This window comes from Rhizobium sp. YJ-22 (assembly GCF_029601685.1).
Lineage (GTDB): Bacteria > Pseudomonadota > Alphaproteobacteria > Rhizobiales > Rhizobiaceae > Metarhizobium.
This window is the reverse complement of record NZ_JARRIR010000019.1, coordinates 22391-38947: the sequence shown is the minus strand read 5'-3', so window position 1 is coordinate 38947 and position 16557 is coordinate 22391. Positions and strand designations below refer to the sequence as shown.

Here is a 16557-nt window from a genome sequence, read left to right as displayed (position 1 = left end):
CGCATGGGACGAAACCGCTTGGCGGGTTCGGTGCGCTCCAGCGCATAGAGCCGTGCGGCAAAGCCGCCTCGCCCACGCCCCTCTTCCTCCGGAAGGGAAAACCATCAGCGAGATGAATCGATCACACCGCACCGATTCATGGAAGTCGTTGGACGCGGGCTCGCAAAGACGCGAGAATCCGGGCATGCAAAACGAGGAAACACGCCTGGTTCATCTTCACCGTATCGACGCTACACAGAATATGCGGCGCTTCTATATGCTCGCGATCCAGCCGACCCTGTTTGGTGGCGCCTCCGTCATCCGCAACTGGGGCCGGATCGGATCTAACGGTCAGACGATGATGGAAACCTTCGACTCTCAAGAAGATGCGGATACAGCGCTGTCGCGCCTCGAACGTACGAAACGAAAGCGGGGTTATCGCAACGTTCGCTGCGCCGAATGACACACCTTCAACATCCCGAGCCTGCTGTTTCCTGTGGTTTTCTCGCATCTGGCAACACTTCCAGCATTCGGACCTCTATCGGCGCCACACCTTCATCGTCATAGCTGAAGGACATCCACAAGCAGAGGAGACTGTCCTTCATGACCACCACCAATGAAATCGCCGACAAGATTGCATCCGAGCAGAACCTGACCAAGGCACAGGCCAAGGCCATCGTCGAAAGCGTGTTTAGCCAGATCGCCGAGGCAGCAAAGAGCGGCGCGGAAACATCCATCCCATCCTTCGGCAAGTTCAAGATCAAAGACACGCCGGAACGCGAGGGCCGCAATCCCGCAACCGGTGCAACGATCAAGATCGCCGCTTCGAAGAAGCTGACGTTCACGCCGGGCAAGGCGGTCAAGGACGCACTGAACGGGTGAGGCGAGTGGGCTGCTGAGATCGGCACCCCTATGGAAGGCTCCTAGAAAGGAGGCTCCCCGCTGATGCGGCCGTCCTGTTCGGCCTCAACGGCGGCAAGCTCGGCCTGGGCCTGTTCCAGCTCCACCGCGATCTGGCGGCGCTCGCTCGCGTCCAGAACGGCCCTGAGTTCAGCTTTCAGTTCCTCGATTTGCATTTCGAGAGAAATCGTCATCGTCGTCTCCTTGACGTTTGTGAAAGACGACGTCGCGCGTCATGGCGGAGCGGAGGAGTCCAGGAGCGCGGAACGCGACCGCCGGAGGCGGCGAGCGGGGGAGCCGAAATGCGCCAGCATTTTGGGGGTACCGCTCGTGCTGGACGCCGTCGGTCCGCCATGGCATTCTCGGACGAACTGAGCAGACCCCCAGCTCTCCGTATGGCACCGAAAAGCCGGAAGCGGGTTCGAGGCCCGCGACCGGCTTCCTCATCCGGGAGAGGGAGAGCCCCGCCTGCCGGCGGAGCTCCTCGGGTTCGGATCAGGCTTCCCGCTTCGGGCGGTTCCAGATGAGGGCGTATTCCCCTTCCTTCTCGCTCGGCCAAAGCGCCGCGGTGATCGGGGCGTTGAAGCTCGGGTCGTCCAGCTTGACCGAGATATATTCCTCGCCGTCGTTGGAGACCGCCTTCCAGCCCGCGCCGACCTCGACGCCGTTGCCGGCGGTGATGCGGAAGTCCGGGGCGTCGCGCGAGACGCGCTCGATGGGGTTCAGGCGGGCCTTCATGCTGACCGTGAGCGTGCGGACGTTGCCGATAATCGAGTTGTTGCCGTTGGTGGTGAATTCGCCGATGACTGCCATTGTCGTGATCCTTTCCGGTTTGCTCGAGCCGCGCCCACCGCGGCCTCGATGGCGGTGTAAGGACCGATGGCGATCGACGCCGCACCCCGGGGGGCCGGAACGTGAGTGGAGGACGGCCGGGAGCGGCTTTCTTGGTTACCGCGAGGAATGCGAACGCAGTTCGCAGGGGAAGAAAGTTGCGGACGGCCGTTGCGGGATGGCGATCGAGACGAAGTCGTCCTTCGGTCACACCAGATCCATCGAGGTCTGCGTGGGTGTGGCCCGCTTCAATCGAGCAAGGAACACCGATCATGGCCCGGAGTTCATCGGCGATCCCCGACGGCGACCGCGGTGATGGCACCGCTCTCTCACGATGGCTCCCGTCCGCACGGCTCGCCGTGTCCGTCGATCCCTCACCGACGCCCCATCCGCATCATGTCCATGACGAATGCGCTGGTCGGCGCCGATCTTATGGCGGCTCTTCCATCGCGCGCGTATCCTCGGACAAGCGGGCAACCCGGGTTTCACGGCACCTCCCTGGAGGGCGGTCGAGAGGAAGGAATGGGAGCGCTTCGAAACCAACAGGCTCGCGGCATGCCTATATCGACCACACCAGATCCGCCGTCGCGCGGCGGGGCTCGTTCCGCGTGCCTGCCGACTTCGCCCGCCCGATCAGAAGGGCCTACACGTGACGATCGCCGACACTGCACCGCGCCGTTAGACGTCGCTCGGCGAAATGAGCTTCGGCCCTCTCGTCGGGAGTGTCGGCCCGGGAATCTTCCAAGGCCTCCTGCACCTTCGCCCGAAACCAGCCATCATGGCCGGCCGCGTCAGGGTACGGTGTCGACGTCTGTCTGTCTGAACTCATCTGCCGTCGCCAGAATGGGTACGTTATAATATTTGGCGCATGCATAATGCAGGCAGTCACCGAGATTGAGGCCCCGGCGGCCCGCGCGATAGCGATGCGCGGCGGAAAGAGCGATCCGGGTCGTCGCGTCCGCAGGCGGGAGATCGCGGATTTCGATTCCGCGCTCATCGAGGAACTCGATGACGATCGGTTCTACCTCCGCCACGGCGAGGCCGAACTTGTCGGAGCGGGCAAGGCCGAGCACCGCTTCAAGCACGGCAACCGGGGATGTGAAGGCGACCTTCGCGGACGCGATCGCATTGGAGACACGCTCCGCTTCCGGCTCGTCGGAGAGGAGCGCTATGATGGCGCAGGCATCGACGAACATCAGCTTTCCCACAGTTCGTCGTAGGCTTCGTGCGGAAGCGGCTGTCTCGCAGCGGCATCGAGTTTGACGCCATGTTGTTCGCGGAGCCGGGCAGCGGTTTGCAGCGGCGTCTCCTCGTGACGGCGGCGTTCGATCGCCTCTTTCATGGCAATCACGATCGCATCAGTAATGCTGACGCCAGCCATATGCGCGAACTTGCGCGTGAGCGCGTCCGCTTCAGGATTGTTGACGTTGATCGGCATGGGTCACTCCATGTAGATAAATTCAGGAAGTAATGTAGATCGCCTCGCCCATATCTGCAAGGTTTCTCCAACGGGTGACACGAAGGTCGCGCGGCCGACGGGGAAGGCGTCTCGCCCTCCCCGTCGATCTCCGAGGCGGAAAGCATCAGGCGGCCTGCCGCCCGGTCTCCGCATTCGGCTGGAGGTCATGAAGATAGGCGACAGCGCGTTGCGCATGTGCGGCCGCCTGGAAGATTGCCCGGCGGTCACCGTCGAGCAGCTTCAACCACGAGGCCACATAGCTCGCGTGATCCGGCCGCGGCTCCAGTTCCGGGACGATCCCGAGATCGGCGCAGAGGAAACATGCCCCTATGTCGGCACAAAGCTCTTCGCGCGCGCGATCCGTGCGATCCTTATGGTAGCGGCTCAAATCCCGATTCAGCCGGTGGCTTGCGCCGACCCAGTGGGTGACCTCATGTCCGAGGACGGCGTAATAACTCTCGGCATCCCGGAACGTCTCGAAACCCGGCATCTGAATGCTATCGCTGGATGGCTGATAGAAGGCCTGTGACCCACCATGCCGGATCACCGCGCCCGTGTTGGCGAAGAAGCGGTCCGCGTACTCGATGCGCCCGAGCGGCTCTGCGCCCGGTTCCGGGCGGTGATAGTAGTGATCCGGAAGCCCCTCGATTTGATCACAATTGAACACCGTGTACGCCTTGAGGAACGGTATGTCGCGCTCGACTTCACCGCCGTCGGCATCCTTCTCGGTCTTCGTGAAGCGGCTGGCGTAGACGACGGTCGCGCCGCTCTCGCCCTTGCGAACATGGGCGCCAAGTTCGTTCGCCTGGCGCAGCGTCATCCAAGTCGCCGACATGAACCCGCTGGCGATACTCTCGGACCAGAGCAGGAGGACATTCAGCCCCGTATATGGCTGGCCGTTATGGCGCAGCGGCCGGGTGATCCGGCCGGACATGTTGCCGGCACTCCAGGGCTGCACCCACGGGCGCACGCCCTTCTCCAGATCGGCGACAATGCGCTCCGTGATCCGCGCATAGATGTCAATCCTCGGACTTTCTGATTTCCTGCTCATTCTTCTGACCTCCGTGTGAGGCCGCGCCCATCGCGGCCCCGTCGCGGAGGGCCGATGGCAGGAGCGGTGAGGCGGCATGCGCACCGGACCGGCCGGAACGAAGAGAAGGACGGCGTAGCCGTTGCGCCTGCCGTCGGCTCCTGCAGGACCGACAGAAGGGACGGGCCGCGATGGCGCCTGTCTCTCGCCCCGATTTCTTTCTCTCTCACCTCTCCTGATGCGACTTCGCCGCGACGTCGAAACACGAAAAGCCGCCCCCCGTGAGGAGACGGCTTCTTCCTGGATACGATGAAGGCGGAGCCGAAGCTCCACCAGGTCGGCCTCAATCGAAGGCCGACATCTGCGCGGCAGCCGCCTTGCGGTCGAGGGACTGGCCCGGATTATCAACCGGCCGGTCGAAGGGCTTCCATGCTTCGCCAACGATCTGCTCGTAAGCGGAGACGGCACCTTCGGCGGCCGTCCTGAGCGCGTGGGCCTGGATCCCCATGTCGGCGGCGAACTCGCGCTTGCGCTGGGCGGCGCTGTCATAGCCGACTGGACCGTCAAGATCCTCGTCGCGGGCGTCGGCGGCTCCCTTGGCGGTGGCGTCACGCGCCTCGCTGACGGCGCGGGAGTAGAACTGGCCCGCGCCATGAGCGGATCCGACATACGCTCCAACGATGCGCTGCAGATGGATCTGCATCGCCCGTTCGCTTAAGCCCTCGGAGAGTCCTGTGGCGGTTTCGATGATCAGGCGCTCGTGCATGTCGCGGATGCCGTCGCTGTCGAGAATGGCGGTCCCGAAGCTCTCGGCGATCCGGAGCGCCTGCGCTTCATCGGGGCATGTGAGGCGGACCATTTCGATGGTGGCGCCCTTGCGGAGCTGGACGACTCGGGCGGATTGGCGGGACTGGGTTGCGGACTTTGTCATGGTGGTTTCCTTCCGGTTTCCCCGAAGCGGTTCGGCCCCCTTGGCCGATCTGCCCTTCGGTGCGGTCAAGAGGAGCCGGCGCAAGCCGGGCGTTTCAGGGTCCGGTCAGGCCAGATCGAGCGGAGCCGGTGCGCGGGCAAGCGGGTCTTTGAGACCTGCGAGGCCCGCGTTCCTGCTCTGCGACAAGCGGCATGACCGGCCGCCCCGCGGCGCGACAGCGGCCTTGAAACGACCGGCAGCCGGTTCAGACCGCAACGAAAGCGAAGGGCAGATCGGCAAAGGGATAGACATCGGATGCCAGAGCCGAAGAGGAAATCAGGCAAGGCGCGCGCCAAACCAGTTCCCATCTGCCGGAAGAGCTTCGATCACCAGGTTCGGAATGCTTTGCCGCCCTCCTGATGTCCGCTGGTCTGCGAGGCGCTCTCGATGGGAAAGCGGCGGCGGTTTGCTCTCGGCGGCTTTCCGCGATAGATGCGCTCCTGACATGCGGGGCCGTTGCAAGGTCTCCTACGGAAGGGGCACAACAGATGAGCGACCAGAGCAACGACGATTACGTCTATGACGAAGCAACCGGGGAATGGCGGCCGGCCTCCGAACTTGCCGCGGAGAAGGCGAAGGCAGCCGAAGTCCGCGATGCCTCCGGCAATGTTCTCGCCGACGGCGACTCCGTCGTGCTGATCAAGGACCTGAAGGTCAAGGGCGCCGGCCAGACGCTGAAGCAGGGCACCGTCATCAGGTCGATCCGGCTCACCGATAATCCGGAAGAGATCGATTGCCGCCACGACGCGATCAAGGGGCTGGTCCTGCGCACGGAATTCGTGCGCAAGCGTTGACGGGGTGCGCTACCGTTTGGGCAAGCGGTAACGATCAAGCCAGGTGGGGCCGTGCGTGTTGCGAAGTCGGCGTAATATCCCGACATCGTCATGGGGCGCTTCGCCCATCCAGGCGTGGTTCAGGATGCGCTTCCACGAGCGGCCGTGTCTGGCGGCATAATCCTGAAGGGCATTCACCTCTTCCTCGGTCAGAGGTGGAAGCGGCTCGGCGTCAACGCGCCTCATGGCGCGCTCCTCTCACGACGGTGATGACGACATTCTCGTTCCGGGCCCCGGGCGGAAGCATTGAATTCCGGTCGCGCCTGGAAAGCGGCGATGGCCGCCTCCTGGCGCGCGAGCTTGCGGGCAAGAGCATCGATCTCCGGCTGCCGTTCCGCGGTGATCGCCGCCAGACTGGAGCGATAGCGGGCGAGGAAGGCTTCCGGCGCGGGCGGTTTACCCCGCCGGTATCCGCTTCGGCGCCGCCCGAGCGACGGGACGAGAGCCGTCATCTTGGCGGTAATCTGCCGGTCGATCATGTCGAGCTGGCGTTGAGTCTGGCGGCGGGCCTCTTCCATCCGGAAAAGCAACGCCTGACGTTCCGGGGACCGGGTCATGATGTCTCCCTCCCCTGCCAGACGACAAAGCTCGACGGCCCGTCATAGGACCGATGACGATCGACATCGATGACGAAGCCGAAACGGCCCGGTTCGTATTCGGCAGACGGCACGAGAAAACGTCGTTCCCCGGTATTGTGCTCCCGCTTCCCGCCGCGCGTGGCGATCACTTCGGTCATGCCGGGATGATGATCAGAGCGAAGGGCGGAGATGACGATCCAGTCACCGGCATGGGCCGCCTCGAAAGCGCGACGGTCCTTCACATGAGATTCACCGGGCGCCAGGGTCGTGCCGAAGATGGTTTCCCAGGCGTCGGGCCACCAATCCTTGATCGACCGTTCCGCGCAGCGGCGTTCGAACGCGGTGAACAGGAAGGGGAAGGTGATCGCGACGATCGCCCAAGCGGAGTCCTCCTCATAGAAGCCGTCTTTCGACCGCAGCAGCGGGTGAACCTTTCGGTTGCGCTCAGCCGAGAGCTTGAAGCCGCCGTGCCCGGCGGTGGAATGGCACTCGACGCCCTCCGCATAGACGATCGTGCGCTGCGACATTCCCCAGGGCGTATGGACACGGGTGAAGATCTCGCAGCGGCCAAGTGCCTGCCGTTCGCGTTGATGTTCGGCGTTCTCGATCACGCGTGCACGAAACGCCGCCTCGTCGGCGAGTTCGCCGGAATGACCGTAGAAGTCGGATCGCCGCCACTCGGCGAACGGCCGGGCGATCTTCCAGCCAGTGGCAAGATAGTGCCGGCCTTCACGGCTAGGCAACATCGCGAACGCCGTGTCGTGCAAGCGGGCGACCGGAAACCCGTCGGCGGATCGCCCAAAAGAGACCTCCGGATATCGGGAGGTATCATTGGCTTCGGTCATGACAGGGCTGGTGTTCATGCTGCCGCCCTCCCTTCCACGACGGCGGCTGCGACCTCATCCGCAGTGACGACCTCCAGCACGGCATGAGGATAACCATGTCGGGACAGCCATTCCTCTGCGACTTGGCGGTTCGCTGCGAGATGGACGAGCTCGGCATTGTCGCCGGCGCGGTCGAAGACCCGGCAACTGCCGATGGCAGGCCGTTCGACGATCGTGAACGTCAGACTTGTTTCCAGCGAAAAGCTGCGGTGGACGCGGATGGCGATGACGCCACCAGCGCCGTGGTCGGCCTCATGAAGCGTAAAATTAGCTGGCAGGATGATGTTGCCGGCGGCTCGTTCGTCCTGCTTGCGGATCAACCGGCCGCTGCTGTTATTGCTCTGCCATGCAGACAGCTTCCTGCGATGGCGTTCGGGTGGCTGCGGCGTGCCATCCGACCAGGCGATGAAGGAGCCGATGGGTGCCATAAATGCGATATGCGCTGACATGCAAGTTCTCCCTGAGTTTCGAGGGGTTGCGAAAACGAAACCGCCGCCGCTGGAGATCACCGGCGGCGGAACATCATTCGGAAGGAAAGTGGGGCGTGCGGCTATTCCGCCGCGACGCGATAGGCGGCCTGCTCATCGTCGGGATCGGTTGTCGCCGGAGCATCGTCGAAGGTGTCGGGCAGATCGTCCCCGCCTTCGAACGGACCGAGACCGTCACCTTCAGCGGCGGGGCGGCCACCGCCCGGAGCGCCTTCACCAGTATCTCCACCCGTCTCCGTATCGACCGCGGCGCCCTCAACGGGCGCGTCGAGGCCATCCTCTGCGGCGTCAACCTGGGCTTCCTCGTCGTCGAGGGTGTCGGCATGCTTGATCAGATCGGCGACATCATTCGGATCGGGCGCGAAAAGCGCCGACGAATGAACGAAATGACCTTCCTTGAAGTGGTCGACCAGGGCCGCACGGGTTTCCCGCACCTTCTGGCGGGGGAGCACATTGGCCTCCTTCGCCGCCGCTTCCAGTGCCTGCCGCGACAGGCACAACAGGAAATCTTCCGAGCCCATGTTCGTGAGATACCCGTCGGCGCCGATGGCTTCACCGGCGATGCGGGAAACGACACCGCTGTTCGACATGCCGCGCCTGCACGACAGGACGTCGATCAACATGGAGCGGGCGGCGACGCGCACCGTCTCCGTATCGAAGGCGAGCTTTCCGTCCTGGGAAAACAGACGTGCGGCATGGCGCCGGAAACGCTTCGGTCCGAACACGGTGTCGTTGGCGCCGGAGTCGACGCGGACGTTCTGGCCGGCAAGTGAGAGAACCAGCAACGCCATCAGCATGTCGTCCTCGATCGGCGCGCGGCCGAGCGCCTCGTGAAGCGCGTCGGTGCGGAAATCGCCGATCATGTCATGGCCCTTCTGCGTGACGTCGGGGCGCGGCTTCGGCGTGTCGATGATCCTGCCGTCATGGACATCGCCCTGCCCGCCTGTCGTGGAGACGCCGGATTTGCCTTTCGCTTGTCTGTCCTCCGGCATCCGGAAAGCAACCGACTGCACCTTGCCGTCACGGTCGAGATACATGGCTACATGATCGGACTTCGACGGCTTGCCGTAGACGCGTTCCGCCTTCTTCGGCAGTTCCGGCTGACCCCAGTTGTTGACCTCGACGATCGCACCCTTCTTCGGAAGGTTGCTGGTCATCCATTCCTGTTGGGCGCCAAGAAAAGCCTCGACGTTGGTGGTATAGCGCGTGTCTTCGTCAGCCGGCGAAAACAGGTCCTCGACCCACCCGATGCCGTAAGCCGCGGCGAGGTCGTCACCGAAGCTCGCATCCTTCGCATACATGCGGGTTTTCGAGAGCGCACGGGAGATATTGTACCAGTCCGCCCGCTCGTTCTTCTTCGGCTTGTGCGCCTTCCACACCTCTTTCTGTTCGTCGAGCGACGCCGCGGCGACGGTGCGGAGCTGCTGCTCGTTGGGCATGTCGCCGAGCGCCATGTGGTCGAGCATGGCCGGCAGCACGTTGGCGAGTAGCCTGAGTTTCCTGATCTGGCGAACCGGCAGGGCGAGCGCAACGCCGATCCCTTCCTCCGTCCAGCCCAGCGCAACGAGCCGTTCTATGCCGCGCCACTGGTCCACCCCGTTGAGAGGTTCTCTCGCGATGTTCTCGACCATCGAGCGCATGGCGCCGTTATCGTTGGCCGCCTCGCGGACGATCACCTCGATTTCCTCGAGGCCGGCGGCGATTGCCTGCCGGACGCGGCGGTGGCCGGCCTGAATGATATAGCCGTTCCCGCCATCCGTCTGCGGTGACACGACCGGGGGCTGGATGATGCCGACCGCCTTCACCGTCGCCAGAAGCAGTGCGTCAGCCTGCGGCGACGATTTGGACCGGCGCGCATCGTCGGGATTGTCCTTCAGCGCACGGGGATCGAGTTTGAGGATCTGCATGGGATTTGCTCCTTCCGGGGTTTCGGAGCGGTGCTGCCCGCTCTTGTCCGCCTTCAGTTCTTTCCGAAGACATCTCCCGGACCGCAGGGCGGGCAGACTGGCGCAACTGCGCCCGAGCGGCCCTGCCGGTATGGGCGAGCGGGGCAAAGCCTTGCGAGAACGACCGGCAGGGGTGAGGAGGGGGCGGTTGAGCGCAAGCGGCGACGGGTCGACCGGTCTGCGACCGGTTTTCCCTTTTCTTCTTTCCTTTGCCCCTGCCCCGTTTAACCGCCCTATGGCGATGAGTTAAACAAATCGCTTTTATCGCCCACTTTAATGCGGCATTATGGGCGATAAATATGGGATTTATCGCTTATGGCATGGAATTGGGAACTGGCGGAGTGGCCGGATTTCGAATGGAACCCGGAGCTGCTGCGGGTCAGGGAGCAGGCATTCGTCGAGAATGCGGCTATCGCCGTCGGCACCATACGCCATCTGGGGAAAGACGACCGTGAGGAGGTCGTGATCGAGCTGCTCAGCTCCGATGCTTTGAGCACATCGGCAATCGAGGGTGAAGTCCTTGATCGCGACAGTGTGCAAACGTCCCTTCGGCGGCAACTCGGAATGTCCGCTGCAGCTTTCCGCAGCAGGCCGGCCGAAGCTGGCATTGCCGAGATGATGGCGGACCTCTATCGACACCCGCTTGACCCCATCACCGAGGAGCGGCTGTTCGAATGGCACCGAATGGTCATGAACGGCCGCCGCGACATCGCCGATATCGGCAGCTATCGCGGCCATGACGAACCGATGCAGATCGTCTCAGGCGCATTCGGCCGCCAGCGCGTGCACTTCGAAGCACCTCCATCCAATCGCCTGGCGGCCGAGATGGGCAGGCTTCTGGAATGGCTTGAACAGACCTCTCCCGAAGGACCCGACCCGCTTGCCGCTCTCACCCGTGCCGGCATCGCCCATCTGTGGTTCGAGAGCATCCATCCTTTCGAGGACGGGAATGGCCGTATCGGCCGAGCGATCGCCGAAAGCGCGCTTGCACGGGCAATTTCGACGCCAACCTTCAGTGCCTTGTCGAAATCGCTGCTGCGACACCGCAAGGACTATTACGCGATGCTGGAGGCGGCTAGTTCCACACTTGTTATCGATGACTGGCTCTCGTGGTTCGCGGACCGGGCGCTCGAAGCCCAGAAATCCGCGGACGAACTGGTCCGCTTCCTGATCGAAAAGACGCGGTTCATGGACAGGCTGCGTGGTGCACTGAATGAACGACAGGAGAAAGTCCTTCTTCGCATGCTGGCCGAAGGTCCCGAAGGTTTCGCTGGAGGCTTGAGCGCCGGCAACTACGCCACGATCACCGGCGCTCCGCCTTCGACCGTAACCCGCGACCTTGCCGACTTGGTCGACAAGGGCGCATTGCTGCGCACCGGCGAGCGCAAGGCGACGCGCTACCGGCTGTATCTCGAAAACGACACATAGGCGACCTGGTCGAGGACGCCAGTGAGCGGATTAAGCCGCGATACCTTGCTTTTCGTCATCATCGCAAGCGGATTTGGCGAGCACCTCCTCGACCTCACGCAGCTTCTGGCGCTTCTCAGCCAGTTCGTCGGCAAAGGCAAAGGTGCCACCCTGACGCGACTGGTAGGAGGAAAGCCGCCGCTGGTACTCAGCCAACCTCAGGCGATAACGTTCCCGCTCCTCTTCGAACCCGCTGAGTGCATGCTCGAGGCGGGAGATGGCACCAAGCGGCGTGACGGTCACCGGCAGATCGATCTCTTGGGTCCCGCCGGTGCGCTGGAGCAGGGTCTGATAGTGGTAGTTGTCACCCCGGCCGAAGCGCTCGCCTTCATAGACGAGATCGAAGCCGCCGATGCGGGCGAGACGGACTTCACCCTCCTGCTGGAACTGGACGACGGTGAGGATCTCCTTCATCAACGCCCGACCGGCATCCTTCCGCTCCGTGTATGGCTTGCCCATCACGGTCATGGTGAAGGTGTCGCCGGAGGTCGGAACCAGCCGTTCGATGTCCTGGCCGATTTCGCCGATACGGCGGGTTGCCGTCTCGATCTCGCGCTCGGCATCGCGGAGCTGCCGGCGAACAGCAAAGAGATCGTCGTCATGAGCGGCGCGCAGGCGCTCAAGTCGGGCAATATCGGCTTCCAGGCCCGCTTTCTGCATCAGGCGCTCATCGCCACTGGCAATAGCCTTGGCCATGGCGAACTGGTTGGCCTGGCCTTCGTTCAGGTCCTCCAGCCTGCGAATCGAGGTATCGCCGGAGAGTGCCGCTGCTATGAAGCGCGCTTTGCGCTCGTTCTGCTGCCACATCGTCGCGTCGAGGCTTCCCTGCGTGGCGTAAGCATAGATATCGACCTCGTCGTGCTGGTTGCCCTGACGCACGATGCGGCCCTCCCGCTGCTCGATCTGTGACGGAAGCCACGGCACGTCGAGATGGTGCAGGGCCTTCAGGCGAAGCTGGGCGTTGACGCCGGTGCCCATCGTTTCGGAACTGCCGATCAGGAAGCGGACCTTGCCGGCGCGGACGTCGCCGAACAGGCGCTGCTTCGCTTCGGTCTTCTTGTAATCCTGCATGAAGGCGATTTCTGACGGCGGCACGCCCATGCGGATGAGCTCGTCGCGGATCCAGCGGTAGGCTGAGAAGCCGCGGCTCTTCTCGACATTGATCGTCCCGAGATCGGAGAAGATCATCTGCGCCGCACCGGGCAGCTCGTAGACTTTGCCGTCCGGGCGGCGATAGCTGTTCTCCGAAGTTTCCCTCCAGATACGGAAAGCGTTACGGACCAGCAGATTGAGCTTGTTCTCCGGCTCGTCATCTATTGCCGGCATGACCAGGCGCAGATCGATCGCGGCATGGCGGCCATCAGTGATAACGGACAGCAGGATGTCGTCACCGGGTTGCGCCGGCCCCTCGCGCATCTCGATCGCCTTGATGCGGGTTTCGAGGATCTGCTGGTAGGCTTTGAAGGCAGGCGTTGGCGCGGCGGTCAGGATTTGCCGCTTGCCCGTCGCGATCTCCGGCACCCTGACGTGCGCTTTAAGATCCTCCGGCATCACCACGTCGGCGAAGGCCCGAAACATAGCAATCAGTTCGGGGACGTTGACGAAACTGGCGAAGCGGCTGACCGGCTTGTATTTGCCGGATGGCTGAAGCTCCAGTTCGGTGCGTTCATCCCCGAAATTGCTCGCCCAGGCGTCGAACTCGTGAAGCCCGCGCTCACGCAAGGCCTCGTAGCCGAGCAGGCGCTGGATCGAAAACATCTCGCCGAGCGTGTTGGTGATCGGGGTGCCGGAGGCAAGCACGAGCGGCCGGCCCGGATTCTTCGTCTCGATGTAACGGGATTTCACATAGAGGTCCCAGGCCTTCTGCGAACCGTTTGGATCGATGCCCTTCAGCGTCGACATATTGGTTGCGAAGCTGAGTTTTCGGAACTCCTGCGCCTCGTCGACGACGATCTGGTCGACGCCGATTTCAGAGATGGTCAGAAGATCGTCCTTGCGGGTGGAGAGAGATTCCAGCCGCTCCTGCAAGGCCTCTTTCAGCCGCTCGAGCCGCTTGCGGGAGACCCGGTCCTCGTCATCAACTTTGGTCAGCAGGTCCTCGTAGAGCTGCAGCTCGTCGTGGATCATCTGTTGTTCGAAGGCGGATGGCACGCCGATGAACCTGAACGCGGAGTGCGTGATGATGATCGCATCCCAGACAGCCGTCGCAGCCCGCGACAGGAAACGTTGACGCTTGTCTTTGGTGAAGTTGGTCTCATCGGCGACGAGGATGTTCGCCGAGGGATAGAGCGCCAGGAACTCGCGTGCCGCCTGTGCGAGGCAGTGGCCGGGAACGACCAGCATCGCCTTGGCGATCAGGCCCAACCTCCGCTGCTCCATGATGGCGGCTGCCATGGTCATCGTCTTGCCGGCACCCACGGCATGGGCGAGATAGGTGGAGCCGGAGGAGATGATCCGCCAGATGCCGCGTTTCTGATGCCCATAAAGAACGAAGGCGCCAGAGGCGCCGGGTAAATTCAGATGGGAGCCGTCGAATTTGCGCGGCGCGATGTTGTTGAAGCGGTCATTATAGACCCGCGCCAACCGGTCGGTGCGATCCGGGTCTGACCAGACCCAATTCTGGAACGCCTCCTTCATCCGCTGAAGTTTGTCACGGGCGGCTTCCGTGTCGACGACATTCAGCACCCGCCGCTCTCCATCGGCGTCCTTCAAGGTGTCGAATATCTGCGGCACGCGGCTGTTCAGCGCATCCGCCAATAGTTCGCCGGCATGGCGGCGGCTGGTCCCCCATTCCGATGTGCCGGCGGCGCTGTAACCAAGCTGACGAGCCTCGACCGTCCATGAACCAAGCTCGGGCATATGGTGGATCCTGATCTCGGCACCCATCGTTTCCTTGACGAAGGTCACAACGTCGGAGGCCGGAATCCAGGGCGCCCCGAGCCGAGCGGTAATATCCGACGGACGCAGATCGGCGGGCTGGACTTGCCTGAGTGCCACGACATTACGCTGGAAGACGGGATCAAGCGCAGCGGCAGCCTCCGCCGCCGCAAGCTTGGTGCGGACCGGACCGGAGAGATAGGCGTCCGAGGTCTGCCACGAACTGTCGGTCGGATCGCGGAAGATGGCATCACCGAGTTCGGCAATCACCGCCTCGGAGTCGCGGTGCAGGAGTTCGGCGATATGGTCGATATCGACGCGGCCGCACTCGTTGAGCACCACGGCGAGCGCATCCGCCGCGGACGTGATCACCGGGGCCGCGGGAGGTGAGATCACCCTTTCGGAGAAGATCGGACCGGGACGGGCGGTATCGGTTTCGAGATCATAATCCTCGATGGAGGCGACCAACCAGCAATCGGGATCGTCACGGAAGGGCTGAAGGTTCGGCTGCCGATGGGTCTCCCGCACCTCGCCAGTCTCGGTATCCTCCGAGATCGAAACCGTGGTGTGATTGATCGGGCCGAAATCACGGACGAACGAGGACCAGGCGATACGCAGGCGCACCTGAAGATCCTTCCACGGGTGGTCCTGTTCCTGGGCCTTCAGCACCTCCCGCACGGCATCCCGGACCGGGATCAGCTTTCGGATGATACGGACATGCTTTTCCGGAATGCCTTCCGCGGAGCGGCCCTTGCGGACCTTGATCTCGACCGGAGAGCCGTCGACCATCTGCATCAGGCCGTGCCTGGCGTCGATGAAGAAGCTGCCCTCGCGGACCTTCTCGTCCCTGGGGCGGAGATCGACGATCTCGCCAAGCTCGTCCTCCAGGTCGATGTCGATTTCGGTCGACTCGCCGTCGTAACGATCTTCCGGGAGGAGAGAAATGGCGGCATTCAGCGCCGCTTCGAGATCGACGCCAGCGCGACCACGGCACGTATAGGTCTCGCCGAACGGACCGGCCGTCAGCGCGTGGTCACCGAGCACGAAATCCGGATGCTTCGCAAACCAGCGATTGACGCGGATAGCGCCTTCGTCTTCTGTTGCAGGGCGGACTTCATCCACGTCGAGCCAGGTCTGGTCGCCCTCAGCTTCTCCAGCCTTGCGCTTGCGGAAGAACAGGATGTCAACGACGGCGTCCGTGCCGGCATCGCGGCGGAAGCTGCCTTCGGGCAGACGAATGGCCGCGATCAGGTCGGCCGATCTGGCGATATGCTCGCGGGCTGTCGCATCCGCCTTGTCCATCGTGCCGGAACTGGTGACGAAGGCCGCGAAGGCGCCGGGCTTCAGCAGATCAATGGACCTCGCGATGAAGTAGTCGTGCAGTCTGAGACCAAGTGACCGATATTGCCGGTCCGAACGCACGGTACGATCGGAAAACGGTGGATTGCCAATGGCGAGATCGTAGATCGGCGAGAGATCGGTGCGCGCGAAATCCCCTTCGATGATCCGGGCCTTCGGCTGCAGGAGCTTGACGATCCGCACTGTCACCGGATCGAGCTCGACGCCGGTGACATAGCTGCTGTCGCGATACGCCTTCGGCATCAGCGCTGGAAACAGGCCCGTGCCGATGCCGGGTTCCAGCACGCGACCACCGCGCCAGCCCATGCGCTGCAATCCTGACCAGATCGCCCGGATGATGAACTCCGGCGTGAAATGCGCATACTGCGTGCAACGCGACAGGCTGGAATAGTCGCTCTCCGAGACCGCACTTTCGAGCGACGAGCCGAGATCGTCCCAGCCCTCCCGAAAATCCACCTCGCCCGGACGGCGGAACATGCCGTTCGCCAGTTCGGAGGCGCCGAAGCCGGTGAAGCGGATCAACCGCTGCTGATGCTCGCGCGTGACCGGAATGTTGTGCCGCTCGATCTCGTTCGCGGTCAAAATGGCCGCCACACTCAATCTCGCGCGCTCTTTCCACGACGCAGCAAGGCCGCGATCCTCGCCGTCATCGAGGTAGAAGTTCGCACGATCGCCCTGCCGGCGTGGTGCTGACCTCTGGGGCAGCGCGATCGGCAGCGCCGGTGCGGGCGCCGGCGGCGTCGGATCGGGATCGTCGTCATTCGCAGGTTCGGGGGCCGTCTCGGGCGCAAAATCACCGAAGGCCGTGACGCCAAGGCCGACCCCCGACGACAGGGCTGTGTTCCCGAACATGTCGAGGGTGCCAGAAGGATCAAGTGAAAAAGGATCGTTGGGCATGAAAATGCTCTCCTTGGAAAAGGGGCGAGCGCCATCGTTCCGCTGGAGATGAGCCTCTG

16 protein-coding genes and 1 pseudogene are annotated in these 16557 nt (G+C 63.2%); 4 read left to right on the top strand and 13 right to left on the bottom strand.

Annotated elements, in window-relative coordinates; genetic code table 11:
* The first annotated feature begins 184 nt into the window (after positions 1-184).
* Together P7F60_RS27465 and P7F60_RS27460 are read left to right on the top strand one after the other, a co-directional pair.
* Positions 185-442: a WGR domain-containing protein gene (locus tag P7F60_RS27465; RefSeq protein WP_064334951.1), complete on the top strand. Its 258-nt coding sequence runs from the start codon at positions 185-187 to the stop codon at positions 440-442.
* Between the two features lie 140 nt (positions 443-582).
* Positions 583-861, top strand: coding sequence for an HU family DNA-binding protein (locus tag P7F60_RS27460; RefSeq protein ID WP_064334950.1), 279 nt, complete (start codon positions 583-585; stop codon positions 859-861).
* A gap of 41 nt (positions 862-902) precedes the next feature.
* On the opposite strand, the gene P7F60_RS27455 is transcribed toward P7F60_RS27460, so the two are convergent.
* The 7 genes and pseudogenes from P7F60_RS27455 to P7F60_RS27425 form a co-directional block, all read right to left on the bottom strand.
* A complete protein-coding gene (locus P7F60_RS27455; RefSeq protein WP_168169028.1) occupies positions 903-1073 on the bottom strand; it encodes a hypothetical protein in 171 nt (56 codons plus the stop codon).
* 301 nt (positions 1074-1374) lie between these two features.
* Positions 1375-1692 (bottom strand): DUF736 domain-containing protein, encoded by a 318-nt coding sequence (locus tag P7F60_RS27450; RefSeq protein WP_064334949.1) that lies wholly within the window; start codon positions 1690-1692, stop codon positions 1375-1377.
* 661 nt (positions 1693-2353) lie between these two features.
* A pseudogene (locus tag P7F60_RS27445) lies at positions 2354-2491 on the bottom strand (type II toxin-antitoxin system RelB/DinJ family antitoxin); the annotation flags it as partial.
* A gap of 10 nt (positions 2492-2501) precedes the next feature.
* A complete protein-coding gene (locus P7F60_RS27440) occupies positions 2502-2906 on the bottom strand; it encodes a type II toxin-antitoxin system VapC family toxin (protein WP_064334948.1) in 405 nt (134 codons plus the stop codon).
* A complete protein-coding gene (locus tag P7F60_RS27435) occupies positions 2906-3148 on the bottom strand; it encodes a type II toxin-antitoxin system VapB family antitoxin (RefSeq protein WP_064334947.1) in 243 nt (80 codons plus the stop codon). Before P7F60_RS27435 ends, P7F60_RS27440 begins: the two co-directional genes overlap by 1 nt.
* A 145-nt stretch (positions 3149-3293) precedes the next feature.
* Positions 3294-4220 carry a zincin-like metallopeptidase domain-containing protein gene (locus P7F60_RS27430; RefSeq protein ID WP_277920794.1) on the bottom strand — a complete coding sequence of 309 codons (927 nt, stop codon included), beginning with the start codon at positions 4218-4220 and terminating at the stop codon, positions 3294-3296.
* Positions 4221-4542: 322 nt separating this feature from the next.
* Positions 4543-5130 carry a hypothetical protein gene (locus P7F60_RS27425; RefSeq protein WP_064334945.1) on the bottom strand — a complete coding sequence of 196 codons (588 nt, stop codon included), beginning with the start codon at positions 5128-5130 and terminating at the stop codon, positions 4543-4545.
* Between the two features lie 527 nt (positions 5131-5657).
* Between P7F60_RS27425 and P7F60_RS27420 the strand changes: the two genes are divergently transcribed.
* Positions 5658-5963: an alkylphosphonate utilization protein gene (locus tag P7F60_RS27420; RefSeq protein WP_064334944.1), complete on the top strand. Its 306-nt coding sequence runs from the start codon at positions 5658-5660 to the stop codon at positions 5961-5963.
* Positions 5964-5972: 9 nt separating this feature from the next.
* Here P7F60_RS27420 and P7F60_RS27415 read toward each other — a convergent pair whose 3' ends face one another.
* The 5 genes from P7F60_RS27415 to P7F60_RS27395 all read right to left on the bottom strand — a co-directional run bounded on the left by P7F60_RS27415 (position 5973) and on the right by P7F60_RS27395 (position 9859).
* Positions 5973-6188, bottom strand: coding sequence for a hypothetical protein (locus tag P7F60_RS27415; RefSeq protein WP_084438770.1), 216 nt, complete (start codon positions 6186-6188; stop codon positions 5973-5975).
* The gene (locus P7F60_RS27410; protein ID WP_064334943.1) at positions 6185-6559 is read right to left on the bottom strand and encodes a hypothetical protein; all 375 of its coding nucleotides are present in this window, start codon (positions 6557-6559) and stop codon (positions 6185-6187) included. Before P7F60_RS27410 ends, P7F60_RS27415 begins: the two co-directional genes overlap by 4 nt.
* Positions 6556-7443 (bottom strand): hypothetical protein, encoded by an 888-nt coding sequence (locus P7F60_RS27405; RefSeq protein WP_064334942.1) that lies wholly within the window; start codon positions 7441-7443, stop codon positions 6556-6558. Before P7F60_RS27405 ends, P7F60_RS27410 begins: the two co-directional genes overlap by 4 nt.
* The gene (locus P7F60_RS27400) at positions 7440-7913 is read right to left on the bottom strand and encodes a hypothetical protein (RefSeq protein WP_064334941.1); all 474 of its coding nucleotides are present in this window, start codon (positions 7911-7913) and stop codon (positions 7440-7442) included. Before P7F60_RS27400 ends, P7F60_RS27405 begins: the two co-directional genes overlap by 4 nt.
* A 101-nt stretch (positions 7914-8014) precedes the next feature.
* Positions 8015-9859 (bottom strand): ParB N-terminal domain-containing protein, encoded by a 1845-nt coding sequence (locus tag P7F60_RS27395; protein WP_064334940.1) that lies wholly within the window; start codon positions 9857-9859, stop codon positions 8015-8017.
* A 354-nt stretch (positions 9860-10213) separates the two neighbouring features.
* On the opposite strand from P7F60_RS27395, the gene P7F60_RS27390 reads away from it, so the two are divergent.
* On the top strand, positions 10214-11326 hold the full coding sequence (locus P7F60_RS27390) for a Fic family protein (protein WP_064334939.1): 1113 nt from the start codon (positions 10214-10216) through the stop codon (positions 11324-11326).
* 30 nt (positions 11327-11356) lie between these two features.
* On the opposite strand, the gene P7F60_RS27385 is transcribed toward P7F60_RS27390, so the two are convergent.
* Positions 11357-16498: a DEAD/DEAH box helicase family protein gene (locus P7F60_RS27385; RefSeq protein WP_064334938.1), complete on the bottom strand. Its 5142-nt coding sequence runs from the start codon at positions 16496-16498 to the stop codon at positions 11357-11359.
* Between the last annotated feature and the right edge of the window lie 59 nt (positions 16499-16557).